11 protein-coding genes and 1 pseudogene are annotated in these 15,285 nt (G+C 61.5%); 3 read left to right on the top strand and 9 right to left on the bottom strand.

Going from position 1 to position 15,285, the window contains the following annotated elements; genetic code table 11:
• Positions 1–5: 5 nt before the first annotated feature.
• Complete coding sequence (locus ACZYOF_RS16765; RefSeq protein ID WP_282531087.1) at positions 6–794, bottom strand: SDR family NAD(P)-dependent oxidoreductase; 789 nt, start codon at positions 792–794, stop codon at positions 6–8.
• Positions 795–899: 105 nt separating this feature from the next.
• Between ACZYOF_RS16765 and ACZYOF_RS16770 the strand changes: the two genes are divergently transcribed.
• Positions 900–1,796, top strand: a complete 897-nt coding sequence (locus ACZYOF_RS16770; protein WP_463716449.1) for a LysR family transcriptional regulator — start codon at positions 900–902, stop codon at positions 1,794–1,796.
• A gap of 395 nt (positions 1,797–2,191) precedes the next feature.
• Here ACZYOF_RS16770 and ACZYOF_RS16775 read toward each other — a convergent pair whose 3' ends face one another.
• From ACZYOF_RS16775 to ACZYOF_RS16790, 4 genes and pseudogenes are all read right to left on the bottom strand, one after another.
• A complete protein-coding gene (locus tag ACZYOF_RS16775; protein ID WP_130581670.1) occupies positions 2,192–2,548 on the bottom strand; it encodes an Mth938-like domain-containing protein in 357 nt (118 codons plus the stop codon).
• A gap of 234 nt (positions 2,549–2,782) precedes the next feature.
• A complete protein-coding gene (locus ACZYOF_RS16780; protein ID WP_463716450.1) occupies positions 2,783–6,103 on the bottom strand; it encodes an autotransporter outer membrane beta-barrel domain-containing protein in 3,321 nt (1,106 codons plus the stop codon).
• A 395-nt stretch (positions 6,104–6,498) separates the two neighbouring features.
• Positions 6,499–7,581 carry a helix-turn-helix domain-containing protein gene (locus ACZYOF_RS16785; RefSeq protein ID WP_463716451.1) on the bottom strand — a complete coding sequence of 361 codons (1,083 nt, stop codon included), beginning with the start codon at positions 7,579–7,581 and terminating at the stop codon, positions 6,499–6,501.
• A 42-nt stretch (positions 7,582–7,623) separates the two neighbouring features.
• Positions 7,624–7,782, bottom strand: a pseudogene (locus ACZYOF_RS16790) (IS5/IS1182 family transposase); the annotation flags it as partial.
• A 188-nt stretch (positions 7,783–7,970) separates the two neighbouring features.
• Here ACZYOF_RS16790 and plsY point away from each other — a divergent pair.
• Complete coding sequence (plsY, locus tag ACZYOF_RS16795) at positions 7,971–8,657, top strand: glycerol-3-phosphate 1-O-acyltransferase PlsY (protein WP_463716452.1); 687 nt, start codon at positions 7,971–7,973, stop codon at positions 8,655–8,657.
• Positions 8,658–8,797: 140 nt separating this feature from the next.
• On the opposite strand, the gene ACZYOF_RS16800 is transcribed toward plsY, so the two are convergent.
• From ACZYOF_RS16800 to ACZYOF_RS16815, 4 genes are all read right to left on the bottom strand, one after another.
• The gene (locus ACZYOF_RS16800; protein ID WP_463716453.1) at positions 8,798–10,030 is read right to left on the bottom strand and encodes an ABC transporter substrate-binding protein; all 1,233 of its coding nucleotides are present in this window, start codon (positions 10,028–10,030) and stop codon (positions 8,798–8,800) included.
• 103 nt (positions 10,031–10,133) lie between these two features.
• Positions 10,134–10,895, bottom strand: a complete 762-nt coding sequence (locus tag ACZYOF_RS16805; protein WP_463716454.1) for an enoyl-CoA hydratase/isomerase family protein — start codon at positions 10,893–10,895, stop codon at positions 10,134–10,136.
• Positions 10,895–12,133: a CaiB/BaiF CoA transferase family protein gene (locus ACZYOF_RS16810; protein ID WP_463716455.1), complete on the bottom strand. Its 1,239-nt coding sequence runs from the start codon at positions 12,131–12,133 to the stop codon at positions 10,895–10,897. The genes ACZYOF_RS16805 and ACZYOF_RS16810 overlap by 1 nt, the downstream gene beginning before the upstream one ends.
• Positions 12,134–12,276: 143 nt before the next feature.
• Positions 12,277–13,581, bottom strand: a complete 1,305-nt coding sequence (locus ACZYOF_RS16815; protein ID WP_463716466.1) for a hydroxymethylglutaryl-CoA reductase, degradative — start codon at positions 13,579–13,581, stop codon at positions 12,277–12,279.
• Between the two features lie 280 nt (positions 13,582–13,861).
• On the opposite strand from ACZYOF_RS16815, the gene ACZYOF_RS16820 reads away from it, so the two are divergent.
• On the top strand, positions 13,862–15,256 hold the full coding sequence (locus tag ACZYOF_RS16820; RefSeq protein WP_463716456.1) for an aminotransferase-like domain-containing protein: 1,395 nt from the start codon (positions 13,862–13,864) through the stop codon (positions 15,254–15,256).
• Positions 15,257–15,285: the final 29 nt, after the last annotated feature.

Genomic DNA, 15,285 nt, shown 5'->3' on the forward strand with positions numbered 1-15,285 from the left:
CCGGATTACGCTGCCTGGCCGTAGCGAGCCGCTGCATGCTGGCGGGAGAGGTTGGGGCCAAGGCGGCTGCGGGCGGCATCGAAGCTGTCCCAATCGGCGCGGTCCGGCAGCGAGGGGATGGTGACATCTTCGCCCATGTCGAGGCCGGCGAGCGCAGCGTCCACCAGCTCTTCGGCTTCCATCACCATTTTGGCCGGCAGGGACTCGCCGGCGGGACCCCAGAAGGCGGTGCGGGTGGCGCCCGGAAGCACGGCCTGGACCTGCACGCCTCGGGGCGCCATTTCTTGGCGGAGCGAGATCGTGAGGTTCAGGATATAGGCCTTAGTGCCGCTATAGGCGCCGCTGAAAAGCTCCGGCGCTAGGGCGAGCGCCGAGGATATATTGACGATGGTGCCTCGCCCGGCGGCTGAAAAGGCGCTGGCAGCGGCGGCGGCCAGTCGGGTCGGCGCCGCCACGTTCACGTGGATCATGCGGTCCAGCGCATCAATATCGGCATCTGCGAGGCCCGGGGCGGCGCCAATGCCGGCATTGTTGACCAGCATGGAGATGGCGCTGTCTGTGCGCAGTCGCTCTTCTACGCGTCGGAGATCGGCCACCTTGGTCAAATCCGCGCGGATCGTCTCCACGGCAACACCATGGCGGGTGGTGGATTCGGCTACTGCGGTCAGCCGGCCGGCATCTCGGGCCACCAGGATCAGGTCGTAGCCGCGGCGGCCCAACCGATCGGCATAGACGGCGCCGATGCCGCCGGATGCTCCAGTGATCAGGGCGGCTTTGCGGGTGGAGGTATTCATCTTCGGCTTCCTTTCGGTGTTTCGATGAAAAGGAAGATAGACCCTCCTATCGGGCGCGATAATCATCTAAGATTGGCAATCATTTTCCTGTAGATTGGCACAATCATGGATCGGTTGGATGCGATGTCGACCCTGCTCGCGGTGGTGGAGACTGGGAGTTTCTCGGGCGCATCTCGCAAGATGCGGGTGCCGGTGACAACCGTGAGCAGGCGCGTTGCGGAGCTGGAGGCGCATCTGCGCACCAAGCTGCTGCAGCGCACGACGCGAAAGGTGAAGCTGACAGATGCCGGTGCACCCTATGTCGTGGCCTGCCGCAAGGTGCTGGAGCAGATCAGTGAGGCGGAGCGTAACGCGGCGGGCGAGTACCAAAGCCCCCGCGGCGAACTAACGGTGACGGCGCCCCTCGTGTTCGGGCGGATGCATCTCGTGCCTATCATCGCCGAGTTCATGACGCAGTTCGTCGATGTCCGGCTGAACTGCCGGTTCCACGACCGCAATCTCGATCTGCAGGACGAAGGCATCGACGTCGCGGTCCGCGTCGGCCCACTATCGGACAGCCGCTGGCGCGCCCGGCGCGTCTGCACCGTTCAGCGTGTCGTCTGCGCAAGCCCCCACTATCTTGCGCGGCGCGGCGAGCCCCTCACGCTCGCCGATATCAATACGCATGACTGCGTGAGCTTCCATGGTCTTGATCCGCCGGGAAGCTGGTTGTTCCCGACGTCAGAAGGCACCGCCTCAGTGCCGATCCGCTCCCGCATTATGTTCGATACAATCGAATCGGCGATTGATGCCGGCATTGCGGGAATGGGGCTGATCCGCGTCCTCTCCTACCATGTCCGCCCCGCCATCCGCTCAGGCCTCCTGCGAGAGGTGCTGGCTGAGTTCGCGCCGCCGGAGGCGCCGGTACAGATCATCCATCGCCATGACGAGCTGGTGCCGCTGAAGGTGCGCGCCTTCATCGATTTCAGCGTGCCGCGCCTGGAGACACTACTGGCGTTGTAAATTTCATAAGCTCTGCCCCCAGCACGTCTATCCATGGAATATGCTCGTGGTGCCCGCTTTCGAAGCGGTGCGAAGTCCGTTGACTTCTTCAGTTCGACTTCGAGAGCCTTCAGGCGGCCTTCTGCTTTGCGCACCACTTCCGTTATTGGCCCTTCTCAGACTCGCGGGTCCGACCGAATGTCCACTTTGCGCCAGGAGTCGCCCTCCACGCCAAGTCGCACTTTGACCCAAAGCCTCCTCTCGGGGCCGGCTCTGCTCACGTCAGTGCGGACATTGGTCAGGACCTGCGGACCCAGGCGATGGTCGTTTCCGCCGCCGATCGGCACGTACGAGGGTGAATCGATGCCGCTCTCGGACTTTTGCTCATCCCCAGCGCGGTCGCGGCCTGGCCCGATTCAGCAGGTCACGTGAAAAAGGCCGATCTTCTTCGCATGCGAGCTGTTGAACGTGTGAATCGCCTTGGGCGTCGGCTGCAGCAGGACAGTGCAGCCCTTTCTCGCAAAATACGCGTCAGCTTCCGGCGATAGATGCACATTGCCGAACTGGCCCGAGCCCAGAATGAGCTGCTCACATCCCTTCTCGAAGACGAACTTCGCTTCGTCCTTCGAGAGGACATGCGAGGTGCCGTAGTACTTCTTCGACAGCTTCTTCTTCCGCCTTGCCACTTCGCCGGACAGACGAATGATCACGTCGTGTTCATAGGTCTCTCCGTCAATCGTGATGGTGCCGAATGTGGTGCGTTCGATCTTCATGGACTGACCTCCTCATGATCTCGACACGAGGCCCCGACCCGGCAGACGAGCCTTATTCTACCTGATTGTATCAAGCAGTGCGTGGGTACTTGCGATGTCGCACGCGCGTCCCAGACCGTCCTGCAGCCTGGCGAGCCGCGCCACGCCGCACTTGGCGGGCGCTGATGATGGGGTACTGCGATGCGGTGGCTGCGCCTGATCCCAAGAGCAGACTTTTCGCTTGTTATCGGTCTCTCAGAACCTCAGCGTGAAGCGTCCCTTGACCATGTTGTTGGTGTCGGTCTCGGCAAGCTGGCCGGCATAGAAGATCGAGAGCGAGGTGTTGGCGCTAAACGCCATGTCGAGGCCCGCCTCGATGAGCGCCGCATCGCTGGCGATGGGCACCCCGGAGATGGCGAAGGGCGTCGTGCCGGGGCCGAAGGCGAATAGCGCCTCCGGCGTGATATCGCCGAAGGCGTGCTGCCAGGCGAGCGTGCCCTTGAAGGCCGTGGGGATGGGGCCGAGGAGGAAGGGCACGCTGATGCGGGCACCCAGGGTGGAATAGGTCACGCCCTCGCTGCCGCCGTAGCCGGTCAGCGCGGAGGAGCCGCCGATCTCGGTGAGGCCGCTGAGATCCACGTTGACGTAGGCCAGCCCTGCGAACGGCTCGAGGCTCACGCTGGCGGAGGAGAGCCCATAGCCCACCTCGCCGAACACCTGACCCGTGCGGGCCGAGGTGTCGGCGGAAAGCGCATTATAGAAGCCGGGGAAGACCACGCTGCGGTCCGCGCTGATGTCCGCCCAGCTATAGGCCCCGCCGAACCGCACCCCCAAGGCCCCGAAGCTCGTTCCGCCATAGACCGCCACATGGGCATTGTCGCTGGAGAAGGACGAGGAGCGCGCATCCACGTGGTAGTTGGACGAGGAGTAGCCGGCGGCGAAGCCGAGGCGCCAGTCGCCTGTCCCGCCGGAGAAGGTGCGGTCATAGCCGACGATGATGCCGGAGACATCGCCGGAGATAGTGGCGGCATTGCCGTTGCCGTCGATCCGGCCCCAGGCGCCGAAGCCCTGGGCCCAGAAGGCGTTAGGCGTGCCCGGCAGCTCGATGACGGCGGCACCGGACGGGGCTTTGGCGGCATAAGCGAGCGGCGCGGCAGCGGGCGCCGCCACCGGCATCCGGGCCCGGTCCAGCACCGCCCGGCGCAGGATCAGGCTCTCGTCCTGGAGAACGGACATGGCCGAGGGATAGACCTCGCCGGAAAGCGCATTGAACACGCCGGGCACGCCGGAGACCGGCAAAGAGACGATGGCGTTGAACAGCGTGTTGCCGATCCCCAGAGCCTGGGCGGCATTGGCCACGGCAAACTCGTTGGCCGTGGTCGCATAGGAAGCGAAGCGCGGGCTGGAGCCGCCACCGCCGCCACCGCCTCCCCCAGCATTGCTTCCGTCGTCATAGACCAGCGTCAGATAGACGTTCTGGGCGTCGTAACTGAGGGTCGGGGTGAGGAAGGCGAAGTCGGAGGACACCGAGCCGAAGCTGCCGCTCACTGCCCTGGAGGTGGTGAGGATGGCATAGGTGGTGTTGGGGCCATAGACGCCAGGCACGGCGAGCACCTGAACGCCGGCGCCAGTGTTGATGCTCACCGCCCCGGTCGAGGTGATGAGGTCGTGCTGGCCCTGGGGCGTCACATCCACCTGATAGATGGAGCCGGCATTGAAGCTCACGGCGCCGTTCACCGTGAGGCTGCCGGGCGAGTTGCCCGGCGCCACCATGCCACCGCTGCCCACCGACAGAGCGCCGATGGTGCCGCTGCCCTTCAGCAGGCCGCCGGAGAGCACGTTGACCGCTCCGGTTCCCGCCGCCGTCGAGTTGCCCAGAACCAGCGTGCCGGAGGACACCGTGGTGCCGCCAGAATAGCTGTTCGCGCCCGTGAGGACGAGCGTGCCGGCACCGAACTTCGTGAGGCTGCCGGTGCCCGAAAGCACCTGGGCGATGGTGAAGGTATTCGCTGTATCCGCAATATCGAAGCCGCCGCCATTGGCGCCCAGATTAATGGCGCGGTTGGTGGAGGTGAATGCCGTTCCCGTCACCTGCAGCGTGCCGCCATTCAGCGTTATCCCGCCCGATGGGGCGCCAAGATTTTCGTTGGCAGAGACTGATACGCTGCCCGCTTCGATAAGGGTGCCACCCGAATAAGTATTCGGACCGCTGAGCACCAGCGTTCCGCTGCCGTTCTTTACCAGTGTGCCGCCACCGTCGACGATGCCTGTGAGGGTGAGCTGCGCATCTGTGAGGAATGTGCCGCCACCGCTGCCGAGGGTCACGTTGCGGCTCATGGAAAATGCCTGAGTGTTCTCCAGCGCACCGCCATCGAGGGTGAGCCTCGCGGCGGCACTGCCGATGCTCTCGCTGGCGGCGACGGAGAGCGTGCCACCTCTCACCGTGGCGCTGTTGAAGGCGTTGTTGCCGGAGACGATCCAGGTTCCGCCATCCACCACGAGCGCATTGAAGCCCACATAACTGCCGTCGTATTGGCCGGTGCCCGCGCCGAACAATTCCAGCGTCTTGGGACCGGGACCGGACAGGAGGCCGGCAGACACCGTGCCGTTGATGATGGAGGTCGTGCTGATCTTCAGCGTGACGTCGTAGCCGCTCAGCTCCACATTTCCATTGATGGTGCCGGTATTGATGAGAGTGGATGTGCCGTTGCCTTGCTGGGTTATCGCCATGCCGAGGGGACCCGTCCCCTCTATGGTGCCGTGGTTCTCGATGGCGATGGTGCCGGTACCGATGTTGGCGCTTATGCCGGCTCCACCGCGGATGAGGCCGCCGACACCGTTGGTGATCGAGGCGCCGCTCCCGTTCACCCGGATGCCGTCGCCCTGAGGCAGCGTCGCGCCATTGAGTGTCGTGCCCAGGCCGCCCTGCCCTCCGGCTCCCCCTTCGATGGAGCCGGAATTGGAGAGGCTGTTGCCTCCGGCCATGAGAACGCCAGTTCCTCCAGCCCCGCCCGCTCCACCAAAGCCACCTCCCGGCGAGGTGCCGCCATCCGCGCCCGTATTGCCGCCATTGCCGCCCGCTCCGCCGACAATCCGGCCCGCATTCATGAGCGTCGCATTTGCCGCGCCTTCCGGCGCTCCCAGCGTGACGCCCGCGCCGCCGGTGCCGCCGTTCCCCCCGTTGGCGCCCCGCGATATGCCTGAATTGCCGCCTATGGCTCCGGCTCCGCCCGCCCCTCCCGTAATGGCGCTCGAGTTGAGCAGCATATTGTTGGCATCGACCACGATGCCGTTGCCGCCGGCACCGCCGTTCCCGCCTTTTGATCCTGTAGCGGCGCCGTTCACTCCGCCTCCGCCCGCGCCGCCGGCGCCACCGGTGACAGATATGCCGTTGGTGAGGGTAATTCCGGTGTCGAGCCGTATGCCGACGCCGCCACCCCCACCATTGCCGCCCGCGCCCGGGAGGGCACCCGTGCCTCCCATCCCGCCGGCACCGCCGGCGCCGCCATTCATCACGGCCTGATTGGTGATGCTCGAGGGGATCGCCTCCGAGAGAATGCCTCCCGTCCCGCCCATCCCGCCGGCACCGCCAGCGCCTCCGACGGGGAATCCACTCGAACCGCCCGAGCCCGCGCCGCCGGCGCCCCCGGCATAGCTGTCGGTCCCGCTGATAATGCCGGCGCTATCTATGATGACGGTTGGCGTCCCACCGGCTCCGCCACCCGGCGTGCCTGGCGCTCCGACGAAGTCATCCGCCGAAACGGGACCTCCAAGGACGACGAGGAAAGGTAATGCCACACCGCAGGACAGGGCTGATCGCTGTAACACGCGCGCGCGGAAGCTACCGACCCTAACCCGCCCCAGCCCAAACGCACTCATCACCAATTCCCTTGTGTCGATCGACGCAGAGAATCCTTTCTAGCGGCAAGGAAGGCGGCATCATTGATCGAGCGTCCCAACGCCTGGACGCTTCACTCACCGTGACCCAGTTGGGAGATCCACCCCAGCAGCTCCGTCCTCCGCATGCCGGCCCAACTGAGGTCGAGGCTCGCAAAATGACGCCTTGCAGGGTCGGCCGCATCGCGCACGTCGCCGGGTGTCAGGCCAAAGCTGCGTTGGAAGGCGCGCACGAAGGCGGCATCGTTGGAGAAGCCGCATTCGACGGCCACATCGATGATGCGGCGCTGGCGCAGACCCGGCGAGGAGAGCAGCGAAAAGGCATGCAGCAGCCGCCGCCGCTGGATGAGCCTGACCAGCCCGCCCTCCGCCTCGAGCGCGCGATAGAGGGCCGAGCGCGAAACGTTGAACCGCGCACAGATCGTGGCGACATCGAGAGCGCCATCATCGATATGACGCTCCACATGCGAGAGCACCTCCTGCAGGATCTTCGCGTTGCGCGGATGCCGCGTTTCGTCCGCGAACTGGGCGCGGGCGCCGAATGCCTGCGCTATGAGCGGCATTGCGGCTCGAACCTCGGCCGCGCCCTCTTCGAGCGTCATGAACCGGGCCCGTCGCCAGAGCGAGAGCAAAAGCCCGCCGACAAGCCTGGCCTGCGGCGAGCCCGCCGGAAGGATGGTTCCGCCGACCGCGTCGGGTTCGCTCAACATGGGCGCCAAAAGGCGTCGCGGCACGATCAAGACCAGCGAGTGAGCGAAGCCGCCATTCGCGGGAGCCGTCGTCCAGTAGCGGCCGACATGCGTCATGTCGATGAGGCCGACGTCTCCCGGACGGACGGTGAAGCCGCGCCTTTCCGTTTCCGCGTGGGTCTGGCCTTGGAGATGGAATTGCAGTTGGTAATGATCGGCGCTGCCGCGCCTCACATGTCCTGGCGTCCGGTCATACAAGAGAGAGCTGACGCGCCCATCGACCAGAAGAGCCTGACCAAGGTGGGCCGTTGCTGTGACGTTGCCGAACTCCTCCGCCGCGCCTAGCAGAAAGACGTCCGTCAGCTCTGCCGTCAGATCGCGCATGGCGGAAAAGCCGAGGGCCGAACGATCGAGGCGTGAAGCGGAAATGATGACCCCGTCTGGCCGCGCTTCAGCGCCCCGTGGCATTCGCTGTTCCTCATGTCAAATCTCTACATGGTGTCGTCCGTTCTAGGGCGCGGACTCATAAACGCGCAACCACAACCTGATTGACGCAAGCTGGACGAAAGCAAGGTAATTGGCAGCAAGCTTATCGTAGCGCGTTGCCACCCGACGACATTGCTTGATCCGATTAAAGAAACGCTCGACCCGGTTGCGGGCGCGGCAGAGAAAAGGACTGAAGCGGATTGGACTGCTGCGGGAGCCTGAATCACGGGCGTCCAGGCAAATGCGATGCTTCCGTGCCAATTGTAGCCTCGGGGCTTTTTGGGGCAATGCGAACATCAACCGGCCAAGACGGTCATAGAGGTAGACTCCAAATGACGATTGCCTGACATTAGAGCATTGAGGGGAAGCCTATGATTTTTTGGATAGCGAGTATGGTTGGATTGGCGACCGCTTATCTCTTCGGTTCTACGCCCGCTGGCTATCTGGCAGGTAAACTGCTCAAGGGCATTGACATCCGAGAGCATGGTTCCAAATCCACTGGGGCAACGAACGTGTTGCGAACCCTGGGGAAATGGCCTGCGTTGATAGTCCTCCTGGTAGACGTGCTGAAAGGTGTGGGAGCGATCGAGTTTGCCCGCTGGTTTTATTCTTGGCTCTATGCATTGCCATCGATCACGCCACCGACAGCGCTTGATCTACAAACCTGGGTGCCCTGGGCTGTCTGCTTGGCCGGACTTGCCGTGTTGTTGGGCCATAGCCGTTCGATTTGGTTGAACTTTACAGGTGGCAAATCCGCTGCGACGGGGCTCGGCGTACTACTGGCGCTGTCTTGGCCAGTGGGTTTAGGTGCCGCCGCGGCTTTTGGCGTCGCGCTGGCTATTTCTCGGATTGTTTCCCTTGGTTCGATACTAGCGGCGCTCAGTGCGATTGCCCTCGTCTGCGGCTTGGAGCAACCGTTGCCCTATCGGTTACTGGTAATTGCAGGCAGCTTTTACGTGATTGTGCGCCATCGTGCCAACATTCAGCGGCTGCTGGCTGGGACAGAGCCGCGCCTGGGACAAGGTAGACAAGAATCGAACGCGGCATCGCAAAGTTAGTGTGTGCACTCTGGCACTGCTGAAATCGCGAACGTCATGAGCGGAGCGACGTCGTGTCCGTCTGCCACCTGAAACGCTTCGGCATATTGCGTCCGCAGACCGTTTTTACACGGCGCACACCCAAAGCCGACATTGGTGCCCTATTTCTTGATCAAAGGACATCTTGATTGAGTTAATGGTTGGAATGCCTGATCGGCAGGTATTGTGGCAAGCAATTTATAGTAGTCCCACGGGCGCTTGGACTCTTCAGGCTTCTTTACCTCGAACAGATACATGTCATGAACCATTCGGCCATCTTCTCGAATTTTGCCATTCTTGTAGAAGACGTCATTGACCGGCAACTCCCGCATTTTCTGCATCACGTCGTCGGTTCGATCCGTGCCCGCGGCCTGAACGGCTTTCAGATAGTGCAGGACCGATGAATACGTGCCGGTCTGAAGCATATTTGGCATGGCGTTCATCGTCGCGTAAAAGCGTTGCGCCCACTTTCGCGTGTCGTCGTTCATGTCCCAATACGACGCTTCGGTAAGCGTCAGCCCCTGCGCTTCCTTCAATCCAAGTCCGTGAACGTCATTAATGAAACCAGCCAGTGCCGCGAGCTTCTGGCCGCCTGCAGTCAATCCAAACTCCGCCGCCTGCTTGATCGAATTGATGGTGTCGCCGCCCGCGTTGGCAAGCGCGATGACCTTCGCTTTCGTCCCCTGCGCCGTGAGCAAGACAGACGCGAAATCGGCTGTTCCTACCGGATGTTTTGTGCTCCCCACAACACGCCCACCTAGATTGGTGACGACGTCGCCTGTATCCTTTGCGAGGCCCTGGCCAAACGCATAGTCGGCCGTCACGAAATACCAAGTATCGAATCCCTGACTGACGAGCGCCTTTCCCGTACTATTGGCGATCGCGAACGTGTCATAGGCCCAATGAACCACGTAGGGTCCGCAGACTTCATTGGTGATTCTGGTTGACCCCGGCGAGCTGAGCGCAATGATCCTTTTCTTCTCTTTAGCGATCTCAAGGACGGCCAAGGCAGGGGACGAGGACGCAACGTCGAGGATTGCATCTACCTTATCCGTGTCGAACCATTTGCGTGCGATAGTGGCGCCGATGTCGGGCTTGTTCTGATGATCAGCGGACACGATTTCGATTGGCAGGCCAAGCACCTTGCCGCCGAAATCTTCAACCGCCATCTGCGCGGCAGTGACCGCTCCCTTACCAGTAATATCGGCATAGACGCCCGACATATCCTCAATGAGCCCGATGCGGACAACGCCATCCGAAACCTGTGCGTCTTGCGCAGCGGCGGAGACGGTGCAAAGAAATAGGCTGGCAACCGCTGTCGCAAAGCAAGATAAACCGAATTCGGATTGTCTCATATCATTGACCTTTCAAGATATCGATCGGCTCAATGCGCCCATCGCAGTGAAATCGTCCTGCCGCACCGGCGTTGCCCCGCGGTTCCTCGAAGCAACCCTTGCGTCATGACCTCCCGCTTCCTCTATTCGCGAAGGCGGCCAAACCGCGCTTGGCATCATCGCTCGTGAAAGTGCGCTGACCGAGCGCAGCCTCCTGGCGAAATGCTTCCGCAAGCGGGAAATCCTGAAGCGTCAGCGCTGCTTCCTTGATCGTCTGGATCGCGATCGGGCTTAGCGCAGCGATCTTTGCGGCAAGCTCGAAGGCAAGCGGCTCGACTTGATTCGCATCGACGATCCGGTTGACCACGCCTTTAGCGAGCATGTCGTCTGCGGAAAAGCGCTCCGCAGTCAGCATGATCTCCATCGCATGCGCGTAGCCAATCTGCCTGACCAGACGCACGAGCGTGCCGCCGGCCGGCACAATGCCGTGTTTCGGTTCGGGCAACTGAAAGACCGCACCACGCGCGGCGACCCGAATGTCCGTCGCCAGCATGACCTCGAAGCCGCCGCCCATGCATAAGCCACGAATGGCACTGACAACCGGTTTGTAAAAGCCGGGAAACTTGATGTGGGCCGGATCCCAAGCAGAGATGTCAATCTTATCGGCGGCAAGTTCTGGAATGGACTCCGTAAGATCGGCGCCGACGCAAAATGCCCGGTCACCTGCCCCCGTCAACACAACTGCCCGAACCTCATCGTCAGCTTTGATTTCGAAGAATGCGCGCCCGAGATCATCATACATGGCCAAGGTAAGCGCATTCAGCTTGTCCGGCCGGTTGATTCGGACCGTCGCGACGTTCCCGTCCTTGGTGAAATCAATCGACATCAGACCGCTCCCGACGCCCTGAGACGCTCCAGCTCGGCAGGCGTTACATCCGCCAACCGGGAGAGAACCTCCGCGTTGTGCTCGCCAGGCAGTGGCGCTTTCTCGAATGATGTCTGTTTCGTCCCGGACAGCTTTATCGGGAGACCGAACATTCCGATCAGCTTGCCGGCTATCGGCACGTTGACGATCATATTGCGCGCGGCGATATGGGGGTCTTCGACCACTTCGGCTATGGTCTTGATCGCGCTAAGCGGGATCTTGTCGCCCGCCATCGCCTCGAGCTCGGCCTTGGTGTAGCGACTGAACCAACGTTCCAGCAGCGGCTTGACTTTGGTCTCTGCCACGACCCGATCGAACCGCTTCTCCATCGTATTGATCGCTGGGTCGATGGCCTGCTCCGGTTCGCCAAACAGGGCACAGGTGATCGCCCAGAATTTGTCGGTATAGCCACCGAAGAAGACGTAGCCGTCCTTACAGGCAAATTGGCCATAGGGTCGGACAAATGGATGATCATTTCCCAGTGGCGAGGCGACTTCCTTCTGGGCCGTGTATCGGACCACTGCATTCTCGGTCAATGTCAGGACGGAATCCTGCTGAGAGACATCGACAACCTGGCCGACGCCTGTTGTCTCGGCCTCTCGCAGCGCCGCCAACGTTCCAATGGCGGCATAGAGCGAGGCGGCGAGATCTCCGATGATCGTGCCTACGCGGACCGGGGGCATGTCGGCGTAGCCGTTCATGGACCACAGTCCCCCCGCCGCTTGCCCTGTGTTGTCATAAGCAGGCTTGGACGAGTTGGGGCCTGTGCGGCCGAAACCACTAATAGCGGTGTAGATGAGCCTGGGATTGATCTCCCGCAGGACGTCGTAACCGAGGCCAAGCTTGTCCATCGTGCCGGGACGGAAGTTCTCGACAAGGATGTCGGCCTTTCGGACCAGCTTCTTCAACAATGCCTTGCCGTCATCGGATTTGAGATTGAGCGTGATTCCCAGCTTGTTGCGGTTGAATTGCGTGAAGAAGGCGCTGAGTTGCTCATCGTCCGAGCCAACGAACGGAGGGAATGTCCGCGCATAGTCCGGCTCGCCGGGGTGCTCCACCTTGATCACGGCGGCTCCCAAGTCAGCGAACAACATCGAGCAGAATGGACCCGCAACGACACGCGTTATATCGAGAACCGTTACGTTCTCGAGAGGGCCGCCGCGCGCCTCTAGTCCACCAATCTTTTCTTCCTTGTTCACGTTATCCTCCCATCCCATACGAATTCCCGCCGACATGGCGAGTGATTTTCGTTCAAGAGCGTGAGCACCGAAGATACATTTTCATGCCCGCTCGTCGAGGCGGCATAATGCCTGCACAGAGTGGCGTGCATGGTTTCAACGTTTTACGAACGCAGCTTCTCGAGAACTTCCTTGGCGCGGTCGACACGAACATCGTGATCGGCAGCAAGCGCGGCGGCGACCTTCTCGATCTCATCGCCAGCAGCTCCGGCAACGATCGCGATGTTTCTGGCGTGAAGCGCCATATGCCCCTTCTGGATTCCTTCAGTCGCGAGCGCCCGAAGGGCCCCCATGTTCTGAGCCAGCCCAACGGCGACGGTGACCTCCGCCAGTTCCTGAGCACTCTGGACACCCAGGATTTTTAACGCGGCCCGAGCGGCTGGATGGGTCTTGGTGGCGCCGCCCACCAGGCCGAGCGCCATCGGCATTTCGAGCGTGCCGACGAGATTGCCATTGCCGTCAATCTCCCAGTTGGAAAGCGACGTATAGCGGCCGGACCGGGCCGCCCAGACATGGGCACCAGCCTCGATCGCCCGCCAGTCATTGCCGGTGGCCACAACAACCGGATCGATGCCGTTCATGATGCCTTTGTTGTGGGTTGCCGCCCGGTAGGGATCGACGATCGCGAACGCGCAAGCCTCGACGATGCCTTGAGCAACACGCGCGCCGCTATACTCGTCGGTCTGCAGCGCATCTGGTGTCACGGACACCATGACGCGGGCGATGCGCAGATCCGCGTAGTTCGAAAGAATACGGAGACGGACCGAGCCGCCCGTGATCTTTTCGATGATAGGAGCAACCGTCTCGGCCATCGTATTGACCGTGTTGGCTCCCATCGCGTCGCGAACGTCGACGATGAGATGTACGGCGAGCATCGGCCCCACTGGGGTGTGCTCAAAGACATGAACTTCAATGTCGCGACATCCGCCCCCAAGCGAAAGCAAAACCTTGTCTCTACTATTGGCTGCAGCGATGATCGCTGTGCGCTCCCTCAACACCCTTGCGCGAGCGCCATACACATCGGTCACCCCCAACACCTGCACCTGCGCTCGCATCATCGGCGCTGAACTCGACGTCTGGAAGCCACCGCATTTGCGGACGATCCGGGCCATATACGACGCTGCTGCGACCACCGAAGGCTCTTCGATCGCCATCGGAACGAGATAGTCACGACCGTTCACGGTGAAATTGGTGGCGATGCCGATTGGCAATTCGAACGTACCAATGACGTTCTCGATCATGCCATTGGCGAGCGCGATCGGCAGCGCGCCGGCGCTGAAGGCCGCTCTCTCGGCGTCACCCAGCGATGTCGCATTGGCCACGCGACCCATCCTCTCGGCGGGCGGAAGGTTGCGCAGGTTTTCCAAGCGCGAGTTGATATTTCTGGGCTGTTCATCCACTCCGGCCATCGCCGCGCCTCCCATCGAGAGTTTTTCGATTGCCGCGACGTTAGGCACCATCGCACTGCGATCGAAAGGGACAGTTTCAAAATACTGTCCATAACTGTACCCTTCCCGGGAGAGGGTGGGGTCGACGTGGTCGGTACGCCAAGTGTCTGGCATCTCGCTTGGGAGTGACTCCTGCCGTCGCAAGCTTCCCATTGGACCGCTGGAGGTCATCTTAGTACTGTCGGGTCCAAGATACACTTTTGAAGAACTGTCCGGCACTGTACCTACCAGGAGGCATTGCGTGGCGCCTACACTTGATCAACGCGATCGCGGAGCGACGCTAGCCGGCGGGTTAGCCAATCGACTGCGCGTGCAGATACTTTCCGGTGCTTTACCGGAAGGCAGCCGTCTGCCTTCGATCAGAAAAGCCGCCGCAGAATTTGGCGTTTCCAAAAACACCATTGTCGAAGCGTATGACCGGCTGGTGCTCGACAACCTCGTTACGGCAAAGGCGGGATCTGGTTTCGTCATTACATTTCGTGGAGGTGCTGAGGGAAGGCCAAGGCACGTCACGGAAGCAGTCGACATCGCCTCGCTGCTGAACGCCCAACTCTCGCAGAACTTCGAAATACGCGTTGGGGATGGAAGACCACCCGCATCGTGGACGGAGCACTCGGAGATCAAGAGATACCTAAGCAGTAATGGAAGGATGCTGCCGGCCGATGCCGACGCGTACGGGTCCGCACTTGGTTTCCTGCCGCTCAGGCAACAGATCGCCTTGCGGCTACGCGCGCAGCAGATTGCGATCAAGGAGGACAGCCTCCTGCTCACGTTCGGAGCTAACCATGCGCTCGACCTGATCATCCGAGCGATGTTGTCGCCTGGCGACACCGTTCTGGTCGACGAACCAGGCTACTATCCCCTGTTCGCAAAGCTCACCCTCGCGCAGGCTCGGATCGTGGGCGTTCGACGCATGCCTGATGGCCCCGACGTCGACGACCTCGCAGCTAAGATACAAACGGAGCGCCCGAAGTTGTTCTTCACGCAGTCGCTCGGTCATAATCCAACAGGAGGTTCAATAACTCTTCCCGTTGCGCACGCCATCCTCAAAACGGCGACGCGATCCAATCTCGTTATCGTTGAAGACGATCCATTCGTCGACCTTCCGATGACAGCCAACAGCAGATTGGCCACGCTGGACCAGCTGAACAACGTCATATCGATTGGAACATTTTCGAAAACTCTCTCGGCGAGCCTGCGATCCGGCTTCATCGCGGCCCGCAGCGACCGCATCGCGACGCTTGCAGAGCTCAAGATGCTCACCACTGTAAACAGCTCGGGACACGTCGAACGCCTGCTCCATCGATTGCTCGTGGATGGCCACTACGACAGGCACTTGAAGAGACTAGGGCAGCGGACCGAAGCTGCATTGAGCCGAGTTGAAGCCGATCTATTGCGAGCCGGCCACCAGATCTATTCCGGGACCAAAGCGGGATATTATCTTTATCTCTTGCTTCCAGAGGGCGTGGACGACATGAAGCTTGCGCGTGAGGGAGCAAAGGAAAGCATCTTTATCGCGCCTGGGAGTTTATTTTGCCTGGACAAAAATAGCTCTCTGGCCAAAGCGATCAGGATCAATGTCTCGCGAGCCGACAATCCGAAGTTTTACGAGTTTTTGTTGCGCCGAATGCGATAGGCGCCTTTCGACGCGATCGAGTCGCGCTG

The organism is Bradyrhizobium sp. LeoA1Lang, assembly GCF_055413685.1.

Bases quoted from the DNA above. Each gene is read 5' to 3' on its own strand.
- ACZYOF_RS16815 (WP_463716466.1), bottom strand. From the start codon at position 13,581: ATGGCCGGAGTGGATGAACAGCCCAGAAATATCAACTCGCGCTTGGAA.
- ACZYOF_RS16800 (WP_463716453.1), bottom strand. From the start codon at position 10,030: ATGAGACAATCCGAATTCGGTTTATCTTGCTTTGCGACAGCGGTTGCC.
- plsY (WP_463716452.1), top strand. From the start codon at position 7,971: ATGATTTTTTGGATAGCGAGTATGGTTGGATTGGCGACCGCTTATCTC.
- ACZYOF_RS16780 (WP_463716450.1), bottom strand. From the start codon at position 6,103: ATGGGCGGGACGGGAGGCATTCTCTCGGAGGCGATCCCCTCGAGCATC.
- ACZYOF_RS16785 (WP_463716451.1), bottom strand. From the start codon at position 7,581: ATGCCACGGGGCGCTGAAGCGCGGCCAGACGGGGTCATCATTTCCGCT.
- ACZYOF_RS16805 (WP_463716454.1), bottom strand. From the start codon at position 10,895: ATGTCGATTGATTTCACCAAGGACGGGAACGTCGCGACGGTCCGAATC.
- ACZYOF_RS16775 (WP_130581670.1), bottom strand. From the start codon at position 2,548: ATGAAGATCGAACGCACCACATTCGGCACCATCACGATTGACGGAGAG.
- ACZYOF_RS16770 (WP_463716449.1), top strand. From the start codon at position 900: ATGGATCGGTTGGATGCGATGTCGACCCTGCTCGCGGTGGTGGAGACT.
- ACZYOF_RS16765 (WP_282531087.1), bottom strand. From the start codon at position 794: ATGAATACCTCCACCCGCAAAGCCGCCCTGATCACTGGAGCATCCGGC.